This is a genomic window from Halomonas bluephagenesis, assembly GCF_054790765.1.
The window spans coordinates 3289873-3312854 of sequence record NZ_CP133631.1 but is presented as its reverse complement, the minus strand read 5'-3'; the positions used below and the strand labels follow the sequence as shown (position 1 = coordinate 3312854).

General features: G+C 52.6%; 21 protein-coding genes and 1 tRNA gene. 12 read left to right on the top strand and 10 right to left on the bottom strand.

Features of this window, described 5'->3' with window-relative positions:
- The first annotated feature begins 10 nt into the window (after positions 1–10).
- Positions 11–1078, top strand: coding sequence for an efflux RND transporter periplasmic adaptor subunit (locus REH51_RS15050; protein WP_498936208.1), 1068 nt, complete (start codon positions 11–13; stop codon positions 1076–1078).
- Complete coding sequence (locus REH51_RS15045) at positions 1078–4218, top strand: efflux RND transporter permease subunit (RefSeq protein WP_498936206.1); 3141 nt, start codon at positions 1078–1080, stop codon at positions 4216–4218. Before REH51_RS15050 ends, REH51_RS15045 begins: the two co-directional genes overlap by 1 nt.
- 112 nt (positions 4219–4330) lie before the next feature.
- On the opposite strand, the gene REH51_RS15040 is transcribed toward REH51_RS15045, so the two are convergent.
- Complete coding sequence (locus REH51_RS15040; RefSeq protein WP_009722656.1) at positions 4331–4744, bottom strand: DUF3617 domain-containing protein; 414 nt, start codon at positions 4742–4744, stop codon at positions 4331–4333.
- Between the two features lie 213 nt (positions 4745–4957).
- Between REH51_RS15040 and REH51_RS15035 the strand changes: the two genes are divergently transcribed.
- Positions 4958–5167: a zinc ribbon domain-containing protein gene (locus REH51_RS15035; RefSeq protein WP_498936203.1), complete on the top strand. Its 210-nt coding sequence runs from the start codon at positions 4958–4960 to the stop codon at positions 5165–5167.
- Positions 5168–5178: 11 nt separating this feature from the next.
- Here the strand turns inward: REH51_RS15035 and REH51_RS15030 are convergent, their stop codons facing one another.
- The 4 genes from REH51_RS15030 to REH51_RS15015 form a co-directional block, all read right to left on the bottom strand.
- Complete coding sequence (locus REH51_RS15030; RefSeq protein WP_498936201.1) at positions 5179–6021, bottom strand: ABC transporter permease subunit; 843 nt, start codon at positions 6019–6021, stop codon at positions 5179–5181.
- Positions 6021–6929 (bottom strand): ABC transporter permease subunit, encoded by a 909-nt coding sequence (locus REH51_RS15025; RefSeq protein ID WP_009722653.1) that lies wholly within the window; start codon positions 6927–6929, stop codon positions 6021–6023. Before REH51_RS15025 ends, REH51_RS15030 begins: the two co-directional genes overlap by 1 nt.
- Before the next feature lie 31 nt (positions 6930–6960).
- Positions 6961–8145 carry an ABC transporter ATP-binding protein gene (locus tag REH51_RS15020; RefSeq protein ID WP_009722652.1) on the bottom strand — a complete coding sequence of 395 codons (1185 nt, stop codon included), beginning with the start codon at positions 8143–8145 and terminating at the stop codon, positions 6961–6963.
- Between the two features lie 93 nt (positions 8146–8238).
- Positions 8239–9342: a polyamine ABC transporter substrate-binding protein gene (locus REH51_RS15015; protein ID WP_009722651.1), complete on the bottom strand. Its 1104-nt coding sequence runs from the start codon at positions 9340–9342 to the stop codon at positions 8239–8241.
- 343 nt (positions 9343–9685) lie between these two features.
- On the opposite strand from REH51_RS15015, the gene ahpC reads away from it, so the two are divergent.
- Positions 9686–10249: an alkyl hydroperoxide reductase subunit C gene (ahpC, locus tag REH51_RS15010; protein WP_009722650.1), complete on the top strand. Its 564-nt coding sequence runs from the start codon at positions 9686–9688 to the stop codon at positions 10247–10249.
- 197 nt (positions 10250–10446) lie between these two features.
- Positions 10447–12003 carry an alkyl hydroperoxide reductase subunit F gene (ahpF, locus tag REH51_RS15005; RefSeq protein ID WP_009722649.1) on the top strand — a complete coding sequence of 519 codons (1557 nt, stop codon included), beginning with the start codon at positions 10447–10449 and terminating at the stop codon, positions 12001–12003.
- 121 nt (positions 12004–12124) lie between these two features.
- Here ahpF and REH51_RS15000 read toward each other — a convergent pair whose 3' ends face one another.
- The 5 genes from REH51_RS15000 to hemA are packed head-to-tail and all read right to left on the bottom strand — an operon-like array spanning position 12125 to position 16675.
- Positions 12125–12880, bottom strand: a complete 756-nt coding sequence (locus REH51_RS15000) for a HesA/MoeB/ThiF family protein (protein WP_498936199.1) — start codon at positions 12878–12880, stop codon at positions 12125–12127.
- Positions 12881–12884: 4 nt separating this feature from the next.
- On the bottom strand, positions 12885–13385 hold the full coding sequence (locus REH51_RS14995; RefSeq protein WP_498936197.1) for an Lrp/AsnC ligand binding domain-containing protein: 501 nt from the start codon (positions 13383–13385) through the stop codon (positions 12885–12887).
- Positions 13386–13419: 34 nt separating this feature from the next.
- Entirely contained in the window at positions 13420–14280 is an 861-nt protein-coding gene (gene prmC, locus REH51_RS14990; protein ID WP_498936196.1) for a peptide chain release factor N(5)-glutamine methyltransferase, read from the bottom strand.
- On the bottom strand, positions 14280–15368 hold the full coding sequence (prfA, locus tag REH51_RS14985; RefSeq protein WP_498936194.1) for a peptide chain release factor 1: 1089 nt from the start codon (positions 15366–15368) through the stop codon (positions 14280–14282). The genes prmC and prfA overlap by 1 nt, the downstream gene beginning before the upstream one ends.
- Positions 15365–16675 carry a glutamyl-tRNA reductase gene (gene hemA / locus REH51_RS14980; RefSeq protein WP_498936192.1) on the bottom strand — a complete coding sequence of 437 codons (1311 nt, stop codon included), beginning with the start codon at positions 16673–16675 and terminating at the stop codon, positions 15365–15367. The genes prfA and hemA overlap by 4 nt, the downstream gene beginning before the upstream one ends.
- Positions 16676–16918: 243 nt before the next feature.
- Between hemA and REH51_RS14975 the strand changes: the two genes are divergently transcribed.
- The 7 genes from REH51_RS14975 (at position 16919) to pth (ending at position 22885) form a co-directional block, all read left to right on the top strand.
- Positions 16919–18712 (top strand): tetratricopeptide repeat protein, encoded by a 1794-nt coding sequence (locus REH51_RS14975; protein WP_050801086.1) that lies wholly within the window; start codon positions 16919–16921, stop codon positions 18710–18712.
- Between the two features lie 54 nt (positions 18713–18766).
- Entirely contained in the window at positions 18767–19420 is a 654-nt protein-coding gene (lolB, locus tag REH51_RS14970) for a lipoprotein insertase outer membrane protein LolB (RefSeq protein WP_009722642.1), read from the top strand.
- A gap of 17 nt (positions 19421–19437) precedes the next feature.
- Complete coding sequence (gene ispE / locus REH51_RS14965) at positions 19438–20298, top strand: 4-(cytidine 5'-diphospho)-2-C-methyl-D-erythritol kinase (protein WP_234667841.1); 861 nt, start codon at positions 19438–19440, stop codon at positions 20296–20298.
- 31 nt (positions 20299–20329) lie between these two features.
- Positions 20330–20404, top strand: a tRNA-Gln gene (locus REH51_RS14960).
- Between the two features lie 58 nt (positions 20405–20462).
- Positions 20463–21404 carry a ribose-phosphate pyrophosphokinase gene (locus REH51_RS14955; protein WP_009722639.1) on the top strand — a complete coding sequence of 314 codons (942 nt, stop codon included), beginning with the start codon at positions 20463–20465 and terminating at the stop codon, positions 21402–21404.
- Between the two features lie 96 nt (positions 21405–21500).
- Positions 21501–22142 carry a 50S ribosomal protein L25/general stress protein Ctc gene (locus REH51_RS14950; protein WP_009722638.1) on the top strand — a complete coding sequence of 214 codons (642 nt, stop codon included), beginning with the start codon at positions 21501–21503 and terminating at the stop codon, positions 22140–22142.
- A gap of 161 nt (positions 22143–22303) precedes the next feature.
- On the top strand, positions 22304–22885 hold the full coding sequence (gene pth, locus REH51_RS14945; RefSeq protein ID WP_009722636.1) for an aminoacyl-tRNA hydrolase: 582 nt from the start codon (positions 22304–22306) through the stop codon (positions 22883–22885).
- The last annotated feature ends 97 nt before the right edge of the window (positions 22886–22982 follow it).

Below are 22982 nucleotides of genomic sequence, written 5' to 3'. Positions count from 1 at the left end.
TGAGACGCCCATGCTTGCTTGTAAACGTATCTTTTTCTTTTGGTTGTTTACCCTGATGTGGGTTAGCCCTCTGTTGGCACAGTCTTCTCCTTCTGTTATTGGGCACTACGCCGCCATGACAACCTGGTCTGATCCACTTGAAGCGTTAGGCACACTAAGTGCTGACGAGAGCGTGACGCTTTCCACCACGGTTACTGACATCATTGCCGAGATAAACTTTGAAGATGGTGAACAGGTAGAACGTGGACGGCTCCTGATTCGACTAGAAGATGCTGAAGAGCAAGCGCTGCTGAGGGCGGCTCAAGCGCTTAGTGATGAACGTCGCAACGCATTGGCCCGGGCAACCCAGCTGCAACAGCGCAACCTTGCCCCCCGTGCTGATGTAGAAGATACCCAGGCGCGTTTACGCCAGTCACAGGCCGACGCACAAGCATTAGAAGCCAGGTTGTCAAATTATCGCTTACATGCCCCTTTTAGCGGGCGTGTTGGCTTTCGCAATGTCAGTATCGGCGCATTAGTGACGCCCGGCATGGCGCTTGTCACACTTGATAAGTTAGACATTATGAAGCTCGATTTTACGGTACCAGAAGTATTTTTGGGGCGTTTGTCCACTGGCCTCAAGCTGAGTGCCACTACGGCGGCGGTTCCAGATGATGTCTTCAGCGGCGAAATTGCCAGCATCGGTACCCGTATTGATCCTATTACCCGTAGTGTTAGCGTTCGCGCTGAACTGGTAAATCCGGGGCTGCGTCTTCGTCCTGGCATGTTGATGGAAGTCGTGGTTCAGCAGCGAGTTCGCAACACCCTGGTACTTCCTGAAGCGGCTATCGAACCCAGTGGCAACCGCCACTTTGTGATGTTGATTGACCAGCAGGGCGATACGCCTCGCCTAGAGCGCAGAGAAGTCGTGATTGGCGAACGACGAAGCGGTGAAGTAGAGGTACTTAATGGTATTAGTGCCGGCGACCTAATCGTGATTCACGGGTTACAACTCGCTAGGGATGGTCAAGAAGTCCGGTTGCTAGGCATCGCTGATGAAGAAACGGATATTCGCTCGCTGCTAGAGGCTGATCGCTAATGCGTTTATCCGACATTTCAGTTCAACGCCCGGTGTTAGCGATGGTTATTGCAGCACTGATTATCGCGTTTGGTTTGCTGGCACTGAACCGCCTACCATTACAAGAATACCCAACGGTTGATCCTCCCATCGTTAGTATTGATACCCGCTATCCTGGCGCATCAGCAAGCGTGGTAGAAACACGCATTACCCAAGTGCTGGAAGACCGTATCGCCGGGGTAGAAGGAATTGAGTTGATTACATCGCAAAGCGAAGATGGTCGTTCGCGAATTGAAATCGAGTTCTCCCTTTCGATGAATATCGACGCTGCTGCTAACGATATCCGCGACCGTATCTCCGGGGCACTGCGCAATCTTCCAGACGATGCCGATAATCCAGAGGTCACTAAAGCCGACAGTAGTGAAACTATTGTGATATGGCTAAGCCTCTCCGGTGCGGATTACTCGATTACCGAACTGACCGATTACGCCAACCGTTTTCTGGTTGACAGCCTCTCAGTGCAGCCTGGCGTGGCAAGGGTGCGTGTAGGCGGTGGGCGTGATTACGCGATGCGGGTTTGGTTAGACCGCAATGCACTCGCAGCACGAGGGTTAACCGTCGGCGATATCGAGGAGGCACTGCGTGCTGAAAATGTTGAGCTGCCAGCTGGCTCAATTGAGTCTGAGGATCGCCAGTTTATCGTTCGTTTGCCGCGCAGTTTTGCGACCGCTGATGATTTTCAGCAGATTGCATTAATTGAAGGTAGTAACGGTTATCTGGTGCGTCTGGGTGATGTCGCCCGTGTCGAAATAGGCTCGGTAGAAGACCGCTCGGGGTTTCGTGCCAATGGGATTCCCATGGTGGGGCTGGGCATGATAATGCAATCACCCGCCAATGTGGTTGAGCTATCAGATGCTGTTCAACAGGAGCTTAAACGGCTTCAAGGTACTCTGCCGGAAGGCATGTCCCTAAGCCTCAACTATGACGCCTCGGTGTTTGTTTCCGGTGCCATCGAGCAGGTAGTGATGACGTTGTTTATCGCCATGGGACTGGTCGTCGTGGTGATTTTCTTGTTTTTGGGCAATCTACGTACGACGCTGGTGCCTGCAGTGACAGTCCCTATCGCCGTCATTGGGGCATTTACCGCCCTAGCTGCCATGAACTTTTCGATTAATCTGCTTACGCTATTGGCGTTGGTGCTGGCAATAGGGCTGATTGTCGATGACGCAATTGTGGTACTTGAGAACATTAACCGGCGTATGCACGACTATGGAGAAACACCGCTGGTCGCAGCATTTCGAGGCACACGGCAAATCGCCTTCGCGGTGATTGCCACCACGCTGGTTCTAGTGGCGGTTTTCGTCCCGCTCAGTATGCTGCAAGGCGATATTGGCCGGCTATTTTCAGAATTCGCACTTACCATGGCGGCGGCGGTTGTTGTCTCAACACTCTTAGCCCTCACCCTTACACCAATGATGGCTTCTAAGATTCTAAAGCCAGGCATGCACGATAGCCGTATTGGTCAAGGCGTACAGTGGCTGCTGAGTGGCACCCAACGCCGTTACCAGAGCGCATTAGAAATCGTACTAACGCTTAAATGGCTGGTCGTCGCACTGTTTTTCTTGTTGATAGCCGCTACCGCTTGGCTGGCAACCGAGCTGCCTAATGAATACACCCCGCAAGAAGATCGTGGCAATTTCATTGTCCTTGTCAATGGCCCAGAAGGCGCAACGTTTGACTACATGATGGACTATATGGACGAGATAGAGGCCCGGCTGACACCTTTTGTAGACAGCGGAGAGCTTGAACGTATTGTGGTTCGTGCTCCGCGCGGTTTCGGTAATATCGAAAATTTCAACAGCGGCTTTATTATCGTCAACATGGCCGATTGGGGCAGCCGGCGTAGCGCCTGGGAAATCATGGCCGAGGTGCGTCAGCAGTTGCGCACGCTACCGGGTGTTCAAGCCTTTCCCGTTATGCGGCAGGGCTTTGGGCAACGCACGCAAAAGCCTGTGCAATTCGTACTCGGGGGAGGTACTTACGAAGATTTAGCGCGCTGGCGAGATACGCTGGTTACTCACGTTCGTGAAAATAACCCACGTATTACCGCTATCGAAAGTAATTATGATGAGACACAGCCCCAGCTACGTGTTGATATCAACTATGAACGCGCCGCGGCGCTAGGCGTCACTGTCACGGAGATAGGCCGGACGCTAGAAGTGCTGCTAGGTGGGCGCAACGTCACTCGCTATGTGGATGATGGTGAAGAGTACGATGTCATCCTGGAAGGTGACCGCAGCGGTCAAAAAAGCCCTGCTGCGCTAAATAATATTCAGGTTCGTTCAGCACGCTCAGGAGAACTCATTCCACTGGCAAGTCTGGTAGCCCTGTCTGACTTCGCTGGTGCCAGCACGCTGAACCGCTTTGATCGCGTTCGTGCCATTACCATTGAAGCCAATCTAGCCGATGGTTATCCCCTGGGTGAGGCGCTGGAGTACTTACAACAAGCCTCCGACAACGTACTGCCTGAAGAGGTACAAACGAACCTTGCTGGACCTTCACGCGATTTCCAACAGGCCAGTGGCGCCACTATGTTCTTATTAGTGCTGGGTGCCGTGGTGGTTTTCCTGGTACTCGCTGCTCAGTTTGAAAGCCTAATTCACCCATTTGTTATTATGCTGACCGTCCCGTTAGCCATGAGTGGCGCACTGCTTGCATTGCTGCTAAGCGGACAGTCGCTCAATATCTACAGCCAAGTAGGCTTAGTACTGCTGATTGGCCTTGCGGCTAAAAACGGCATTCTGATTGTTGAGTTTGCCAACCAGCTACGCGACGAGGGTCAGGCGTTTCGCTCTGCCTTGGTTGAAGCGGCGGTGACACGCCTGCGGCCGATTCTAATGACAGCAGTCACTACGATGGCGGGCGCGATACCGCTGATACTATCAAGCGGCCCAGGAGCGGAGTCACGACTAGTCATCGGCACCGTCATTATAGCGGGCGTCGGTTCTGCGACGATGTTTACCCTGTTTGTAGTACCCGTGGCTTATGACCTGCTTGCACGTTACTCAGGCTCGCCAGGGGCAGTTAAGCGCCAGCTAGAAGAGGAAATAGCCAGCGCCCCTACCGCTCACCATACGCCGCTGAATACTCCCGAGCGTTAACTTTGGCCATTAGGAAACGGTACAAAGCGCTATCACTCACCCCTCACACCAAGCAAAAGGCGCCACACGGGCGCCTTTTGTTTCAGGTCATGAAGATACGCTAACTGACGCCTTAATCGCAGTTACCAATACGCTCGCCTTCAATCACTGTATTCATGGTCAGCTCACCCATCGGCGACTGAGTGAATATATCCACGTTGCCTTCGATCTGCTCACCCATAAAACGCATTTCGCCGTCGATAGTCGCTTCACCCCCATCGGCACGGCAAACCATGCTGTAGGAAAGGCCATCGGCGTTCATATCCTGGTTGAGCAGCTCGCAGCCCTCTTCCTCTTCAATAAAGCCAAACTCAGCACTATCCAGCTCTTCTTGGGTAATGCACTGACGCTCGGTCTCCGTTTGATCCGGAATTTGCATGTCGCCACTCATGCTGGTCACGCTGACAAACTCCCACTCGCCAGGCGTGACGTTAGGGGTTTCTGCCTGAGCGACCATCGGGAAGGCCAAAAAGGCCGCTACTGCCATGTGTCGTATCATCATCGCACTCATCTCTAGGTGGCTTTAAGGAATACGTTATCATCCTACCTGATTCATTACTCACATGTCCTACCAGGCGGGCCCGCTGCTACACTATTATCTTAGAAGGGCTGTATTCAGAACGGTTGTCTTTAGAACGGTTATCTCCCAAGCTGATATTTCCAGAACCAGTATTAGCAATTACATTAAGGGGAAACGGCCATGCAGGATGACGCGCTAGTAAATCATGACTTTTACTGCCCCTACTGCGATACACCACTCACTTTCCTGATCGACCCCTCCCAAGGTAGCCACGATACCTGGGAGGATTGTCACCAATGCTGCGCACCGATTCAATTACATATCATTGTCTCGCTAATGAGCGGTGAGCTAGAAGCAGTACTTACCGGCCGAGACGACGATGTACTTTAACGCCTTAGTCGCTAAGCGCTCTCAGCTTGGCGCAGCAGCGCTTTTCGTTTTGCTTCACCACGGCGCATGAAGTACCACGCCAATAACGTTGCCAGCGATACCGTCAGAATAATCAGTGTTGCCAGCGCATTGATCTTAGGTGAAACCCCCATACGTACCGACGAAAACCCCACCATTGGCAGCGTATTCGCTCCGGGGCCAGAGACAAAGCTGGCAATAACCAAGTCATCCAGTGAAAGAGTAAATGCCAGCAACCACCCCGCTGCTAATGCAGGCGAAATAACCGGCAGCGTAATAAAGAAGAAGGTCTTCACTGGCGGCGAGCCTAAATCCATGGCGGCTTCTTCAATAGAACGATCAATTTCACGCAAACGAGCTGCTACAACCACCGCAACATACGCACTACAAAACGTAGTGTGAGCGATCCAGATAGTGGCCATGCCGCGATCAGCTGGCCAGCCGATCAGTTGAGCCATCTGCACGAACAGCAGTAATAACGATAGTCCTGTGATAACTTCCGGCATCACGAGCGGCGCGGTAACCATGCTCGACAGCGCCGTCTTACCCCTGAAATGACCATAACGAGTCATTACAAAGGCTGCTACCGTTCCCAAGCACACCGCCATACTCGCCGCTAAAAAGGCAATTTTCAGGCTCGTCCATACCGCGGAAAGGATCTGTTGATCACGGAATAGTTCGCCATACCATTGTGTGGAAAATCCCGCCCACACCGTCACTAACCGCGAGGCATTGAAGGAGTAAACCACCAACACCACCATCGGCAAATAAAGAAACAATAGGCCCAACACCAACATCACGGAGGTAAAGCTTGGACGTCGACGCAGTCTCATCATTATTCAAGCTCCCGTGACTGGTAGCGATGGAACCACACAATGGGAATTAACAGCAGCAATAGCATCACCATGGCTAACGCCGAAGCCACCGGCCAATCGCGATTTAAGAAGAACTCTTCCCACAGCACTTTACCAATCATTAGCGTATCGGGGCCCCCGAGCAGCTCAGGGATAACGAACTCACCTACCGCAGGAATAAACACCAGCATAGAACCTGCGATAATTCCCCCCATAGAGAGCGGCAGCGTGACTTTGATAAAGGTATTAAGCTTGCGCGAACCCAAATCAGACGCTGCTTCTAGCAGCGAGTTATCTAACCGTGTTAGATGAGCATAAAGCGGTAGTACCATAAACGGTAGATAGGCGTACACGATGCCGATAATGACAGCAAACTGAGTGTTCATCATGCGTAGCGGAGAATCGATCAGCCCCATTCCCAGCAATAAGTTATTGATCAATCCGCTATTACTTAAAATACCCATCCACGCATAGACGCGAATCAAAAACGACGTCCACGACGGCAGCATCACCAACAGCAGCAGAATAAGCTGCCAGCGCCCAGGGGCACGGGCCATTGCATACGCCATTGGATAGCCAATCAACAGGCATACTGCTGTTGCTACAAACGCGGTTTTTATCGAGCCCCAGTAGGCCGCCACATAGAGAGAATCCGATAACAAAAACAGATAGTTGCCCAAATTCAAAAAGATATTGAGCGTTTGGTCAGCATACTCAACCAGCGGTCCATAGGGCGGAATAGCAATCGCGGCTTCCGAAAGGCTAATCTTTAGGACTAGCGCAAACGGTAACAAAAAGAACAGCGTAAGCCACAGAAGCGGAAGCGCGATAACCGCGCGACGACCTAATTGCAACCGCTTTACGAAGCCTGCAATGCGAGATGGCATCATGATTGGCAATCTCCTGTCAGCCACTGAGACATTAGCGGTTCAGCACGATAGCGCTGTGATCTTCCCAATAGACATAAACACTATCCTCCCAGGTTGGGCGATCACCACGCCGCTCCGTATTGGCCATACTCACTTTGATCATTTGCCCAGAGGCAGTTCGCACGTAATAAAGCGAGTAGCCTCCCAAGTAAGCAATATCGTCAACCTTGCCCGCTTCCCAGTTATACTTTGCGGATGGTTGCTCACGGGTTAACCAGATTTTCTCAGGGCGCAGCGCAGCCCACACACGGCGATCTACCGCCTGGGTGGTAATGCCATGATCAATATAGATCGGTCGAGATAATGCGGGTGATGCAATGCGACAATGGTCCGCAGCGTCTTCGACGATTTCACCTTCGAATAGATTCACCGTACCGACAAACTCCGCCACCATTCGGCTGGCTGGACTTTCATAAATATCGACCGGTGAGCCCACCTGCTCGATCCAACCATCGGCCATAATCGCAACACGGTCCGCCATGGTCATGGCTTCTTCTTGGTCGTGGGTGACCATGATGCAGGTAACACCTACCTGCTCAATGATCTCGACTACCTCGAGCTGCATTTCAGTCCGCAGCTTTTTATCTAGCGCCCCCATCGGCTCATCCAGCAACAGCAGCTTGGGACGTTTGGCCAGCGAACGTGCAAGCGCGACCCGTTGACGCTGCCCGCCGGAAAGCTGATGCGGTTTACGCTTAGCAAAACGTTCCATATGCACTAGTTTGAGCATCTGTGCGACACGCGCATCGACGTCTGCCTTTGTTAGCTTGTCCTGCTTAAGCCCAAAGGCGATGTTTTGCGCTACCGTCATATGGGGAAATAACGCGTAGGATTGAAACATCATATTGATTTGACGCTTATGCGGCGGCATAGAGGTGATATCTTCACCGCCTAGCAGAATCCGCCCTTCGCTGGGCGTTTCAAACCCTGCCAACATGCGCAACAACGTCGACTTGCCTGATCCTGACCCACCTAGCAAGGCGAAAATTTCGCCGCGCTTTACCTGCAAATTAACATCATCGACCGCAAGCGCATCGTCGAAGCGCTTACTTAAGCGCTTTACCTCAAGCACAATATCTTCTGCAAACCTTGGCGTTTTTCCCTGAGCACGCTGAGCAGCGGGAGGAGTTGCCGCAGAAGAGGATGACGGCTCGTTCGACAGGGGCGTAGTGACCATTCGCCACTCCCATCAAAAGGCCCGGAAACCGGGCGTTAAAAAAGTAACAGCGAGCCCAGCATTCGCTTGGCTCGCTGTTAAGCGTTGACTAAATTAACGACCTGATTTGACGCGATTCCAGATACGCGTACGCGCGCGCTGAACATCTTGAGGCTTCTCTACCGCAACGTAGAGGTTTTGCATGACATCCGTTTCAGGATATACGGCAGGATCATTTAGCAACTCATCAGACAGGTACTCATTTGCCGCTGCGTTAGGGTTGGCATAACGCACATATTCACTAATTTCAGCCGCAATTTCCGGCTCTAAAATAAAATTAATAAACGCGTGAGCATTTTCAGTATTTGGGGCATCTGCAGGAACGGCCATCATATCAAACCACAGCGCAGCACCTTCTTTAGGAATGCTGTAGCCAATGGTGAAATCACGACCGGCTTCTTCGGCACGGTCAGCCGCCTGGAAAATATCACCGGAATAACCTGCTGCCACACAAATATCGCCATTTGCTAAGTCGGAAACGTAACGAGACGAGTGGAAATAGGTAATGTTATCGCGGATGTTAGCGATTAGCTCGCCACCCGCTTCAAGATCTTCAATGTTTTCACTCAGTGGACTCAGGCCAAGGTACGCCATAGCAGGAGAAAGCATTTCATCGCCAGAGTCCAGCATGGCTAATCCACAGCCAGCATCACTAAGCTGTTTGGTAATTTCTGGATCAAATAACAGTGCCCAGCTATCAACGGGAGCATCGTCACCTAAGATTTCGGTAACACGGTCAACGTTGTAGCCAAGCCCGTTGGTGCCCCACATATAAGGCACAGAGTACTCACTGCCTTTATCAATGCCCTCCAGATTACTCATTAGCTCCGCATCAAGATTGCCCAGGTTGGGCAGCAACTCATGATTCAGTGGCTGATAAACGCCTGCTTTTAACTGTCGCGTAAAATAATGGGTAGAAGGAACGACAACATCGTAGCCAGAACGGCCTGACAGAAGCGCAGCGTCTAAGATTTCATTGCTGTCATAAACATCATAGGTCACTTCAATACCGGTGCGCTCGGTAAACTTTTCAAGCGTTTCAGGGGCGATGTAGTCGGACCAGTTGTAAACTCGCACTTCATTCGCTTGGGCACTAGCAGCCGCTACGGCAAAAGAGAGGGCCGTAACGGCCACTGAAAGTTTGTGAATATTCCCCATCTCACTACTCCTTATAAAAACCGATATCGCAAAAAATCAAGCCATTAACTGCCAGATTATTCAGACGTCTAGCTTACGCCAAAACATCAGGAACGGCTGTGGCTACTATGCCAGACGAGCGAATTCTGCGGTGCAGCGTCGTCTATCGCAAGCCCATGTGAAAAATTCTTGTATTCTGCTTACCGCGACCCCACTTGTAGAGTAGCCAACTCTCAAAAATACGCACTCATAGCCTATATCTATCATTTAGATGAGTTTTTACAATTTTAGCTATTAGTCGTAGTTGGTTATCATCAGCAACAAGCTTTTCTACTGCCATCCACTTATTTTGGAGACGTTCTAAATGTCCTTGATCAATACTGAAGTAAAACCGTTTAAAGCGACTGCTTACCTGAACGGTGAATTTATCGACGTTACTGAAGCAGACTTGAAAGGTAAGTGGTCTATTTTCTTCTTTTATCCCGCCGATTTCACGTTTGTTTGCCCGACAGAACTTGGCGACCTAGCTGACAACTACGCTGAATTTAAAAAGCTAGGTGTTGAAATCTACAGCGTGTCTACTGACACCCACTTTACTCACAAAGCTTGGCACGACAGCTCTGAGACCATCGGCAAGCTGCAGTACCCGATGATTGCTGATCCGACCCTACAAATTTCCCGCAACTTCGAAGTACTGATCGAAGAAGCAGGCCTTGCAGAGCGTGGCACCTTCGTTGTTGATCCCGACGGCAAAATTCAGATCGTCGAAATTAACGCTGGCAACATCGGCCGCAACGCTGAAGAGTTACTGCGCAAAGTAAAAGCTGCCCAGTACGTTCGTGAGAACCCGAACGAAGTATGCCCAGCCAAATGGAAAGAAGGTGAAGAGACACTTGCTCCGTCTCTGGACCTCGTAGGCAAAATCTAAAGGCCTACTCCTGCCGATTCAGGGTAGCCCCTTAAGGCAGCACGACACCCGGGCATACCCGGGTGTCTTTCTTTGAGTACCCGTGTTAACGCAACCATCGTTTTCCCTATCGCTCTTTCTCATGCTGCGGTCTGTCGACAGCTGCGAGCGTTTTAGGTTGAAAGCTCATTACTGCTGACTGCGAGAAAGCCACTGTCATGCTGGACGCCAATTTAAAAAATCAGTTGAAAGCTTATTTAGAAAAAGTGACTCAACCGTTCGAGATCGTTGCGTCCCTCGATGACGGTGCCAAGTCACGTGAATTGTTAGGCCTGCTCGAAGACATCAGCAGCCTAAGTGACAAGATTACGCTGCAAACTGACGGCCAAGATAATCGCAAGCCGTCATTTGCCATTAACCGTCCCGGCGAAGAAACCGGTGTGGTGTTTGCTGGGATCCCCATGGGGCACGAGTTCACCTCGTTGGTGCTAGCATTGCTGCAAGTGGGTGGACACCCACCAAAAACGTCCAAGGAACTGCTAGATCAAATCAAATCGCTCGACGGCGAAATGCTGTTCGAGACGTATTACTCGCTCTCCTGCCAGAACTGCCCAGACGTGGTTCAAGCGCTCAACTTGATGGCGATTTTCAATCCGAACGTTCGTCACGTGGCGATCGATGGCGCACTGTTCCAAGATGAAGTCGAAGCTCGGGAAATCATGTCAGTTCCCAGCATCTATTTAAACGGCAAACCGTTTGACCAGGGACGTATGACCCTAGAGCAGATTCTAGCCAAGGTGGATACGGGCGCTGCTGAACGGGAAGCGAAACTGCTTAGCGAAAAAGCCGCCTTTGATACGCTGGTGATCGGTGGTGGCCCTGCTGGTGCGTCAGCGGCGATCTACTCTGCTCGTAAAGGAATCAACACAGGCATTGCTGCTGAGCGTTTCGGTGGACAGGTGGCAGACACCATGGGCATTGAAAACTTTATCTCAGTCAGCCATACCGAAGGCCCTAAACTGGTTAGCGCTCTGGAAGAGCATGTTAAAGAGTATGACGTTGACGTCATGAATCTTCAGCGCGCCACGACGTTTAAAGCTGCTGAAAACGAAGGTGATTTACACGAAATAATCTTCGAGTCTGGCGCCAAGCTGAAGAGTAAAACGATCGTACTGGCAACCGGTGCGCGCTGGCGCGAGATGAATGTGCCTGGCGAGCAACAGTATCGCAACAAAGGCGTCGCCTACTGCCCCCACTGCGATGGCCCGTTATTCAAAGGCAAACGTGTGGCTGTGATTGGCGGCGGCAACTCTGGCGTTGAGGCGGCCATCGATTTGGCTGGCATTGTGGGCCACGTCACCCTAGTAGAGTTTATGGGTGAAATGCGTGCAGACGCCGTGCTTCAGAAAAAGCTGAAGAGCCTGCCCAACGTGGACGTTATTTTAAACGCTCAAACCACAGAAGTGGCGGGCGACGGCAGTCGCGTAAACGGCTTAACCTACAAAGATCGCAACACCGATGAGCTTAAAACCATCGCGCTGGAAGGCATCTTTGTTCAAATTGGCTTAGTGCCCAATACAGAGTGGCTGAAAGGCTCACCGATTGAAATGTCGCCCCGTGGTGAAATCATCGTCGATGCTCACGGCATGACGTCGGTACCCGGTGTGTTTGCCGCAGGCGACGTCACGACAGTGCCGTATAAGCAAATCATTATCGCCATGGGAGAAGGCGCAAAAGCATCACTTGGCGCGTTTGATTATTTGATTCGCCACTAATCTGATTCGACATTAACTAGCCTGAGGGGCGGACCCCCTGCCGCCCATTAGGCTGTTTCCTTTGACGTAAAGACCGTGACGTCACGCCCGCTGCCCAGCGGGCGTTTTTTTATCCGTATGGTTAACCAGCGTGACCGCACACGGAGCAAGCAGGGTCACGAGGCACTTGGAAGTGACGCCACTGGCCGCTCAAGCCCTCAAAGGTGGAAAGTCCTTGATGCGGCTTTCCTGCGCCACTCAACAGCTTAAAAGCCTCTATCGCTTGAAAGCAGCCAATCAATCCTACCAGTGGCGCCATTACCCCGCTTTCAGCACAACTCAAGGCTTCATCTTCACTATCGCCAGGAGGATACAGGCACGCATAACAGGGGCAGGCAGGGGTGCGAGGATCAAAGACGGCTAACTGCCCAGAGAAACGAATTGCCGCTCCTGAGACAAGTGGCACACCAGCCTGCTGAGCGGCAGCATTAATCGCATAACGGCTCGAAAAACGGTCCGTACAATCCAACACGACATCTGCTGACGCTACCAGCGCCTTAAGCGCCTCGCCATCGGCGTGCTGTTCCAAAGCAATAACATGGCAATCAGGGTTAAGTGCCTGCATGCTCGCTTTTGCTGACTGCGCTTTATTGGAGCCGATACTCGCCTGCTGGTGAGCGATCTGGCGCTGCAGGTTTGACAACTCTACCGTGTCGGCATCAGCAATAGTGATTTTGCCCACGCCAGCGGCCGCTAAGTAAAGCGCCACGGGAGACCCAAGCCCACCAGCACCGATAATCAGAGCATGAGCATTTCTTAGCCGCTCCTGCCCCTCAATATCAACCTCGGGTAGCATAATTTGGCGGCTATAGCGCAGCAGCGCCTGATCATCCATCATGGAATTACTTATCCTCAAATTCCTCGAAATCGGGTATGTGCAAGTTGAAGCTCTCTTTCACTTCTTCCATTACCACATAGCTTTTGGACTCTTTTACCCCAGGCAGCGTCAGTACTACATCGCCTAGCAGCTGTCGGTAAGCGGACATCTCAGGAATTCGGCATTTCAAAATATAATCAAACTGGCCGGAGACCAAGTGACACTCTTGGATTTGAGGTAGTTTCTCAACCGCCCGACGAAACTCGTCAAACACAGTAGGCGACTGAGTTTCCAGGCTAATCTCCACGAACACTAGCAGATTGGCTTTCAGCGCTTGTGGATCAAGAATGGCTTTATAACCGCGGACAATGCCCGCGCGTTCAAGGCGTTTAACACGCTCTAAACAAGGGGTTGTGGATAAGCCGACTTCAGCGGCAAGGTCGACATAGGAAATTCGCGCATTTTCCTGCAGACAGCGCAAAATTTTAAGATCGATCCGGTCCAGCGTTCTATTTTTTGGTTTCATGGCAGGATCCAATACTGATGAATCAAGGCAGTTATTAAAGGTGACCCAGGGTAACCCGTTCATGGCCTCCAACGTCTTGCACACTTTCAACGTTTTGGAAGCCAGCACGCGCTAACGCAGTACGCACATTGGCCGCTTGAGTATAACCATGCTCCAGGGCAAGCCAGCCGCCTTGGGAAAGATACCCCCGCGCGGTGGTAATCAAATGCAGCAAATCAGCCATGCCGTCAGCATCGGCTACCAACGCCGATAATGGCTCAAAACGTACATCACCCCGGCGTAAATGCGGATCATCGGCAGCGATATAGGGCGGGGTACTAACAATGATATCGAAAACAGTCGTTGGGGAAGGCTGAGCAAAGGCGCTAAACCAATCGCTAACCACGAACTGGGTGTTAACGATCTTCAGTGCTTGAGCGTTGCGCGTTGCAAGCGCCACCGCTTCTGGACGAATATCCGCCCCCATTACCTGCCAGCTAGGTTTTTCGCTGGCAAAAGCAAGCGCAATAGCGCCAGTGCCGGTACCAAGGTCCAGCAATCTTCCCGCCGTCGCCTGGGCATGCATGAGAACAGCTTCCACCAGAGTTTCTGTATCAGGCCGGGGAATCAGCGTTTCTGGCGATGTCGCAAGTCGCAGCCCCCAAAACTCTCGCTCACCGGTCAAATAAGCAACCGGCATTCCCTGGGCACGCGCGGCCACCAACGCATCAAATCGTGCCTGCTCCCAGAGAGGACACTCACGGTCTCCCCAGGTATACAGCCACGTACGGTCATGGCCCGTTGCGTGGCTTAGCAGTGCCTCGGCATCAATTCTGGGAGAAAGCGAACCCACCGCTTGCAGCCGAGTCGTCGCTCGTCGCAAAAGCGCATCGAAGGTCGGAACATCAAAGCTCATTAAGCGTCCTGAAGGGCCGAAAGCTGCTCTGCTTGATATTCGTGAATCAGCGGTTCAATCACATCATCGAGCTGCTCACCGGTAATAATTTCCGTTAGCTTATAGAGCGTCAGGTTAATACGGTGGTCGGTAATCCGGCCTTGGGGAAAATTGTAAGTCCGAATGCGCTCACTGCGATCCCCCGAACCTACCAAGGAGCGGCGGGCATCGGCTTGCTCTTGGCGCTGTGAATCAACCGCATTGCGTTTGAGTTTGGCTGCCAGCAACGACATCGCCTTTGCACGGTTTTTGTGCTGACTACGCTCTTCCTGACACTCCACTACCACACCGGTAGGCAGGTGAGTAATACGAATAGCAGAATCGGTAGTGTTGACGTGCTGACCGCCCGCGCCACTGGAACGATAAGTATCGACGCGCAAATCCGAAGGATTAATATCGATATCGCCCACGTCCTCCACCTCGGGCATAACCGCCACCGTGCAGGCAGACGTATGTATCCGGCCTTGCGACTCCGTCGCTGGCACTCGCTGTACACGGTGCGCACCAGATTCAAATTTCAAGCGCGCGTATACACCGTCGCCTTTCACTCGAGAAATAACTTCTTTGTAACCGCCCTGCTCACCATGACTTGCACTGACGACTTCAACGCGCCAGCCACGTTTTTCAGCATAACGTGAGTACATGCGAAACAGATCACCAGCAAATATAGCGGCTTCATCCCCCCCCCTCCCGGCACGCACTTCCAAGAACACGCCGCGGCCATCGTCGGGGTCTTTGGGCACTAGCAAGCGCTTCAGCTCAATATCCAACGCTTCAAGCTGCTCGCGCCCATCATTGATTTCCATTTCTGCCAGCTCGCGCATTTCAGGGTCGCTGTCGCGGCTTAATTGCACGGCTTCTTCGATGCTTTTTTCTACCTCTCCGTAGCGCTGCCAGGCGGCGACCAGCTCTTCTAATTCAGCGTACTCACGGGAGTAGTCGCGAAAACGCTGCTGGTTATTAATCACCTCTGGATCAGATAGCAACATTGCCAGCTCTTCGAAGCGGTCGGCAAAGCTATCTAGGCGTTGGCGCAAAGTCTCTTTCATGCGGGTGTATCATCCTTCTGGCGTTTTACCGCGGCCACTGGTTGCTCAAAGGCAGGCTTAGCAGGCAGTAGTATATTGGGCGCGGCATTCAGCAATTCGTTATTTTCTTGGGATGCAGCGTCGCGCAAGGCAAGCGTAGGCTGGTGCATTAAACGATTCGCTAGTTGGTGAGCTAAACGTTCAATCACCTTGGCAGGGTCTTCCCCCTTTGCTAACCGTTCAAGGGCTTGCTCACGAGAGTGGTCACGAATGGCCTCACCGTGACGTCGATAGTCGCGAATAAGCTCACCGCCATTACGGATTCGGCGCTCATGCTGCCAACTACCCACCCCATGCTCGATGAGTGATTCTGCCTGATCGGCGGCGACTTGACGGTGACGGCGATTCTCTTCGATGACCTCTTGTAAATCATCAACGGTATAAAGGAAGACATCTGCAAGCTCACCCACTTCTGGCTCAATATCACGCGGTACCGCGATATCCACCATAAACACTGGGCGGTGGCGGCGCTTTTTCAGCGCACGCTCTACCATTCCCTTCCCTAGAATAGGCAGCGGCGAAGCAGTGGAAGATATGACGATATCAGCCTGCTCTAACGCCTCCGGTATTTCTGGCAGCGTAATAGCAGAACCACCCAGCGGTGCAGACACTCGCTCGGCACGTTCACGGGTACGATTAGCTACCGTTAGATGCCGCACACCGGCTTCATGAAGATGACGCGCAACCAGCTCAATAGTTTCTCCCGCCCCGATCAAGAGCGCTCTGGCACGGCTAAAATCATCAAAAATACGGCTAACCATACTGACAGCAGCATACGCGACCGATACAGGATTTTTGCCAATGCCCGTTTCTGTGCGCACCTGTTTGGCTACCGCGAAGGTGTGTTGAAATAACCGCTCCAATTCGCCACCCAAGCCATTGGCTTTGCGGGCCTGCTGATAAGCATCCTTTAACTGACCGAGTATTTGTGGCTCGCCCAGCACCATAGAGTCTAGGCCAACGGCAACACGCATCAGATGACGCGCAGCATCGTTGTCAAGATAATGGTAGGCGCAGCGGGAAAGATCTTCGACGCGCAAATTATGAAAGCGCCCAAGCCAATCCAGCACGGCATGCTCTCCGGCAGCATCCGTCACGCAATAAAGCTCGGTACGGTTGCACGTCGAAAGCACTGCCGCTTCGCTGATTTGTGGCAGGTTACGCAGTTCCGTCAACGCGCTTTCCAGCTGCGTTGGCGTAAAAGCAACCTGCTCACGTACGGCCACGCTGGCAGTACGATGATTTATTCCCAGGGCAAGAAGCGTCATGCGTTATGCGTCTTCGCTAGTGGATCGGTCGTCACGTCACTTATCGATCTGAATGTTTGGAGCTTGCTATAGCAAGTCTAAAGAGTGGGCAGATACTATGAATAGATACCATGGATTGCGCCACCCCACCTCGTTTTCAAGGTGTAATATCCTATCACAGCACAGCATGTTCTGGCGCACACCACTTTGCCGCAGGCAACCAAGCCGCTATGCTGAGCACTCGGCCACCTGATCGAGAGACGCATGCCCCTTCGCGCGACACTACTGGGTCACCCCCTATCGTTACCGGGTTTACCCCTACTGCCCTTGGCCGCAACGCTACTGATGAGCGGCTGCCAGCTGTCCCCCTCTTCCTTAGAGAAGGGGTTCCAGAATGGTGCTTACGACCCTATGCAGTCAGCACCGCCGATTACGCGCGGACTGGATGCTGAAAGTCTTCGCTCACTGCTGGCTGCAGAACTTGCTGGCCAACGGGGCGATTATCGCTACGCCAGCCAAGGCTACCTGGAAGCCGCTAGACGCTATAGCAATCCCGCGTTAGCCGAGCGCGCCACCTTTGCAGCGCGCTTTGGCAATGATGTTGCGCTGATGGAAGCCTCAGCAATACGTTGGCGTGAACTAGCGCCTCAGGCAGAGCTTCCAAACAGGCTGCTAGCAACACTCTCGTTACAACGGGGAGATTGGCTGGATAGCTTAGAGCAGCGCCTAGCGATCACCCAAGCAGGAGGCAATGGTGAAATAGCCGCTTTTTCTGAAGCTGCTGTGGCCGAAGAGGCACCACTGAACCTGCTAATTCAGCCACTGCGCGATTATCTTGCCCAGCCTAGCGCTCAGCAAAATGAATTTTATAGCGATGTTTTGCTTGGCGCCGCACTGATCGAGTCAGCGCTGGGGCAAACGCGTCAAGCACAACAGCATCTGGATCAAGTAACCCAACTTTCGCCTGAATCTGCCGCTTTGTGGCTTGCTAAGGCACGGCTGGCATTAGAGACAGGAGATCATCGGGGGGCTCAGGGAGCCGCTCAGCAGGGGCTAAACTTAGCGCCTGATGATGTCCGTTTTATATTAATGCTGGCCCAGGCTGAAATTCGTCTGAACAACATTGCCGCTGCGGAAACACAAACCAATACACTGCTAGAAACACATGGTGGTAACGAAGAATTACGTATTGCTCTCGCCCAACTCTATCTGGAAGAAGGCCATAGCGAGCCAGCGTATCGACTACTGCAACCTCTTATTGGCCAGGATCGCGTACCTAATATTGCCTACTTCTTGTTGGGAGCCATTGCTCAATCCCAAGAAGAAGTCGATAACGCGCTGCTTTATTATCGGCAAGTACAAGGCGGCAATGAGTTTCTACCTGCCCGAGCCGCCGCTGCGCGCATGCTGATTGAAAATGATCGCCTGCTAGATGCTCGCGCCATGCTTCGTATTGAGCGAATGCGCCATGACGCCTACTTCGGCGAGCTGGTAATGCTAGAAATACAGCTATTAGATGAATTTAATCTGCAAGAAGATGCGACAGCACTGCTCGATAGAGAGCTCACTCGTACGCCAGATGACACCAACCTGCTTTACCTAAGGGCAATGCGTGCCTGGGAAACGGGCAATATTGAAGCGATGGAACGCGACCTGCGCCAAATACTGCATACCGAACCTGATAATGCAGATGCATTAAACGCATTGGGCTACACGCTTGCTGACCTGAATTTACAGGGGCGTCTTGAAGAAGCGCGTGACTTGATTGAGCGTGCCTATGAAGAAGATCCCAGCAACCCCGCAATACTCGACAGTATGGGCTGGGTCTATTTTCGGCTTGGTAAGCCCAACGATGCACTGGCATGGTTAGAAAGTGCCTACGCACAGATGCCTGATCAAGAAATCGCCGCCCATTTGGCCGAAGTGCTTCATATGCTAGGGCGCAGCGAAGAAGCACGCCAACTTATTGAACGAATTCTTCAGCGGGCAAGCTACCACCCGCAAATTGATGACTTACTTGAGCGCTACCCTGAACTAACACCGTTAAGCGCGCCCTAATACGGCATCCTTATATAAAAGATATTTTACGCAGTATTAACATGGAGCTAGTTTATGTTGACCAATTCCCTGCCCGCGAACCGCTCATCGATATGCAGTCGCTCAACCCGCTTGTTAATGGCCGGTCTTGCGCTATTAGCGCTTGCCGGTTGCGCCACACAAGCCCCTGTTGACGATGGCGGGCGTCAGGCTGGGCAATGGGAACGCCAGCAGGCAGACGTTGAAGCCTTCGATACCTGGACACTCGTGGGTAAAGCAGGGCTTCGCACCCCCCAGGAGAATACCAGCGCTAATCTAGACTGGAATCAACACCCCCACTATTTTCGCATGCTGATCAGCGGCCCCTTTGGCGGCGGACGTAGTGTGTTAGAAGGTCGTGAAGGGCGCTTTTCGCTAACGACGAGTGATGGTCGCTTTGAAGCAGAAACGCCGGAAGCATTAATGGAAGATCAACTTGGCTGGGCACTGCCGGTTCGCGCCATGCCTGACTGGGTACGCGGCCTGCCTGGCTCACATGCCAGCTACCAGTTGGAGACAGACGAACTCGGCTTCCCTAATCATTTACAACAAGATGGTTGGGAAATCGACTACCGTGACTGGGAACAAGTAGAAGGTATGTGGCTACCTCGCCGATTAGTAATGAACTACGGCGACCTGCGTATCACCCTAGTAGTCAATCAGTGGCAATCCACTAACCAGGACTCCTAGGCCAGTAGAGAGATCACATGCCAGCAACAACACCGGCGTTGACACTGCCTGCACCCGCTAAGCTAAACCGTATGCTGCATATCGTAGGCCGTCGCCAAGACGGCTATCACGAGTTGCAAACGCTGTTCCAGCTTATCGATTTGTGCGATTACCTTACTTTCACGCCGCGCAATGACAGCGCTGTTACTCTTTCCAATGCTCTCAGTGGCGTTGCCCACGACGACAATTTAATTGTGCGGGCCGCACACCTATTGCAACAGACAAGCGGCACCCACCAAGGGGTCTCAGTTGCCATCGAAAAGCACCTGCCGATGGGGGGCGGCCTTGGCGGAGGAAGCTCTAATGCAGCGACCACCCTGGTCGGTTTGAATCATTTATGGCAGCTAGGTCTAAGCAATGCGACGCTTGCGGAACTGGGGCTAACACTGGGAGCTGATGTTCCGGTGTTTGTTCACGGTCACAGCGCTTGGGCGGAAGGGGTCGGCGAAAAACTTACTTCTGTCATGCTAGACACCCCCTGGTTCGTGGTAATCCATCCAGGCGTTAGCGTCTCAACACCAGCAATCTTCCAAGACCCAGAATTGACACGCGACAGCCTCCCCATTACTATGGCGCGCGCACTGCAGGGGGGAGCGCCGGAGTGGCGTAACGACTGCGAAGCTATCGTCAAAAAACGCTATCCGCCAATTGCGGAAGCATTGGACTGGCTCACGCAGCATGCACCTAGTCGGTTGACCGGTACCGGCGCCTGTTTGTTTGCGGCTTTCGATTCACAACAAGCCGCGCAAGCCGTCGCACATATGGCAGGGCAACATTGGCATTCATGGGTAGCGCGCGGACTCAACACCTCTCCCCTACAAGATGCTCTGGGCCGCTGAAAGCGCCCGGTCATCGCATTAGGTTTATTGCTGGGGTATCGCCAAGTGGTAAGGCACCGGTTTTTGGTATCGGCATTCCCAGGTTCGAATCCTGGTACCCCAGCCAACCTAATTATGATCTGCGTTTTCTCCCCTGATCCCCAACACTGCAAAGGTGGCTGCGCGTGTCAAAATTGATGGTTTTCACCGGGAATGCCAATCCCGAACTCGCTCAAAAGATTGCCGAGAGCTTAGACAGCCGTATGGGTAATGCTACGGTCGGTCAATTTAGCGACGGCGAAATAGCGGTCGAGATCAATGAGAACGTGCGTGGTAAGGATGTGTTCATCCTGCAATCCACCTGTGCCCCCACGAACGATAACCTGATGGAACTGATCCTGATGGTCGACGCCCTGCGTCGCGCCTCAGCTGCCCGTATTACGGCAGTCGTTCCCTATTTTGGCTATGCACGCCAGGATCGTCGTGTCCGCTCTGCCCGCGTTCCCATCTCAGCAAAAGTTGTCGCTGATATGATGGTAAAAGCAGGTGTTGATCGCGTCATGACGATGGACCTGCACGCTGACCAAATTCAAGGTTTCTTCGACGTACCGGTTGATAACGTTTACGGCTCGCCCATTTTGCTGGACGACATCGAGCGCCAGAACTATGACGATCTCGTTGTGGTTTCCCCTGATGTTGGCGGCGTTGTTCGCGCTCGTGCTATCGCCAAACAGCTGAACGCTGATCTTGCCATTATCGATAAACGTCGCCCCCAGGCCAATCAAGCCCAGGTAATGCACATTATCGGTGAGATCGAAGGCCGCACCTGCGTGGTTGTCGATGACATGATTGATACCGCTGGCACGCTCTGTAAAGCCGGCGAAGCGCTGAAAGATCACGGCGCAGCCCGCGTTGTCGCTTATGCAACACACCCGATATTGTCTGGCCCTGCGGTCGACAATATCACCAACTCGGTGCTGGACGAGGTTGTCGTGACCGACACCATTCCGCTTTCCGACACTGCCCGTCGTAGCGGAAAAATTCGCCAGCTGAGCGTTGCTGGACTCATCGCGGAAGCCATTCGCCGGGTCAGCAACGAAGAATCCGTTAGCGCGATGTTCCATTAATCGCCTAACGTCATAGCCCCCTACTGGGGCCCTGGAAGCGTCGTCGTCTGGTCGCGGACGGCGGCGTTTCCTTACTTAAACTAAGAGGCAAATTAAATGTCTGATTTTATCCTGAAAGCCAGCGTTCGTAACGACCTGGGGAAAGGTGCGAGCCGCCGCCTGCGTCGTGCGAACCAACAAGTACCGGCCGTTGTTTATGGCGGTGAAAAAGGCGCTCAGTCTATCTCTGTAGAAAAAACTGCTTTCTACAAAGCGATTGAAGACGAGTCCTTCTTCTCTTCGGTGATCAAACTGGTCATCGACGGTACTGAAGAGCAAGTGGTTGTTCGTGACCTACAGCGTCACCCGTTCAAACCGCTGCTAACTCACGCTGACTTCTTGCGTGTTGATGCCACTCACGAAATCACCATGAACGTGCCGCTGCACGTCGTTGGTGAAGAGAAGTGTGTAGGCATTAAAGACCAAGGTGGCGAACTGCACACCCTGGCCAACGAAGTCGCCATCAGCTGCTTGCCGAAAGATCTTCCGGACTTCCTGGAAGTTGACATCAGCAACGTTGAGCTGGGCACCACCCTTCACCTGTCTGACCTGACCTTGCCTGCGGGCGTCACGTCTGTTGATCTGTCACACGGTGAAGAGCACGACAACGCCATCCTAAGCATCACCAAAGTAAAAGTACGTGGCGGTGATGACGAAGAGAGCGAAGGTGAAAGCGAAGAAGAGCCCAGCGCTGAGTAAACGTTAGTCACGGTGCTGCCAGCTGATGCTTTTCAGTGCCGCCTGGGCCATGCCTGCATGGCCCAGGGATGATAAAATCAAGCGCTTCGGCGCTTGATTTTTTTTTGCGGTCTGACATGACGTCGAAAATTTCTTCTGGAAATTTTTTATGAGGTGGGACAATGAGCCAGGTAACGGCCATTATTGGCCTGGGCAACCCCGGTGCAGAATACGATGCAACTCGCCACAATGCGGGCTTTTGGCTGGTAGACGCCATTGCACGCAGTGCACATACAGAACTTCGCCCGGAAAAGAAGTTTTTGGGCCTGTACGCCAAAGCACGTGTTGGCGACCATGAACTGCACCTTCTCAACCCCACTACTTTTATGAATCGTAGCGGCGCTGCCGTCGCGGCGCTTGCACAGTTTTTCAAACTAACGCCTGACAATCTACTAGTCGCCCATGATGAGCTAGACCTTCCGCCAGGACAGGCACGCTATAAGACCGGCGGTGGACATGGCGGTCATAACGGCCTGCGAGACATCATTAGCGCTTTAGGCAATCAGAAACAGTTCCACCGAGCAAGAATTGGCATTGGCCACCCTGGTGAGGCACACCAGGTCGTTAATTATGTCCTTGGCCGCCCCGGCAAAGCCGAACGGGAAGCCATTGAAAGCGCATTAGATGAGTGCCTAGCGACACTGCCACTTGCACTCTCAGGCGACTGGGCTAAAGCAATGAACCGCCTTCATAGCGTAAAATAGCAGCACACTTTATAAGCATCCTTAAATCAGGCGTTTTAGCACGCCTTTTTTTCAATATTGGCAGGCGCTTCCCTTGTTGCGCTGCCCTAGCGGCCAG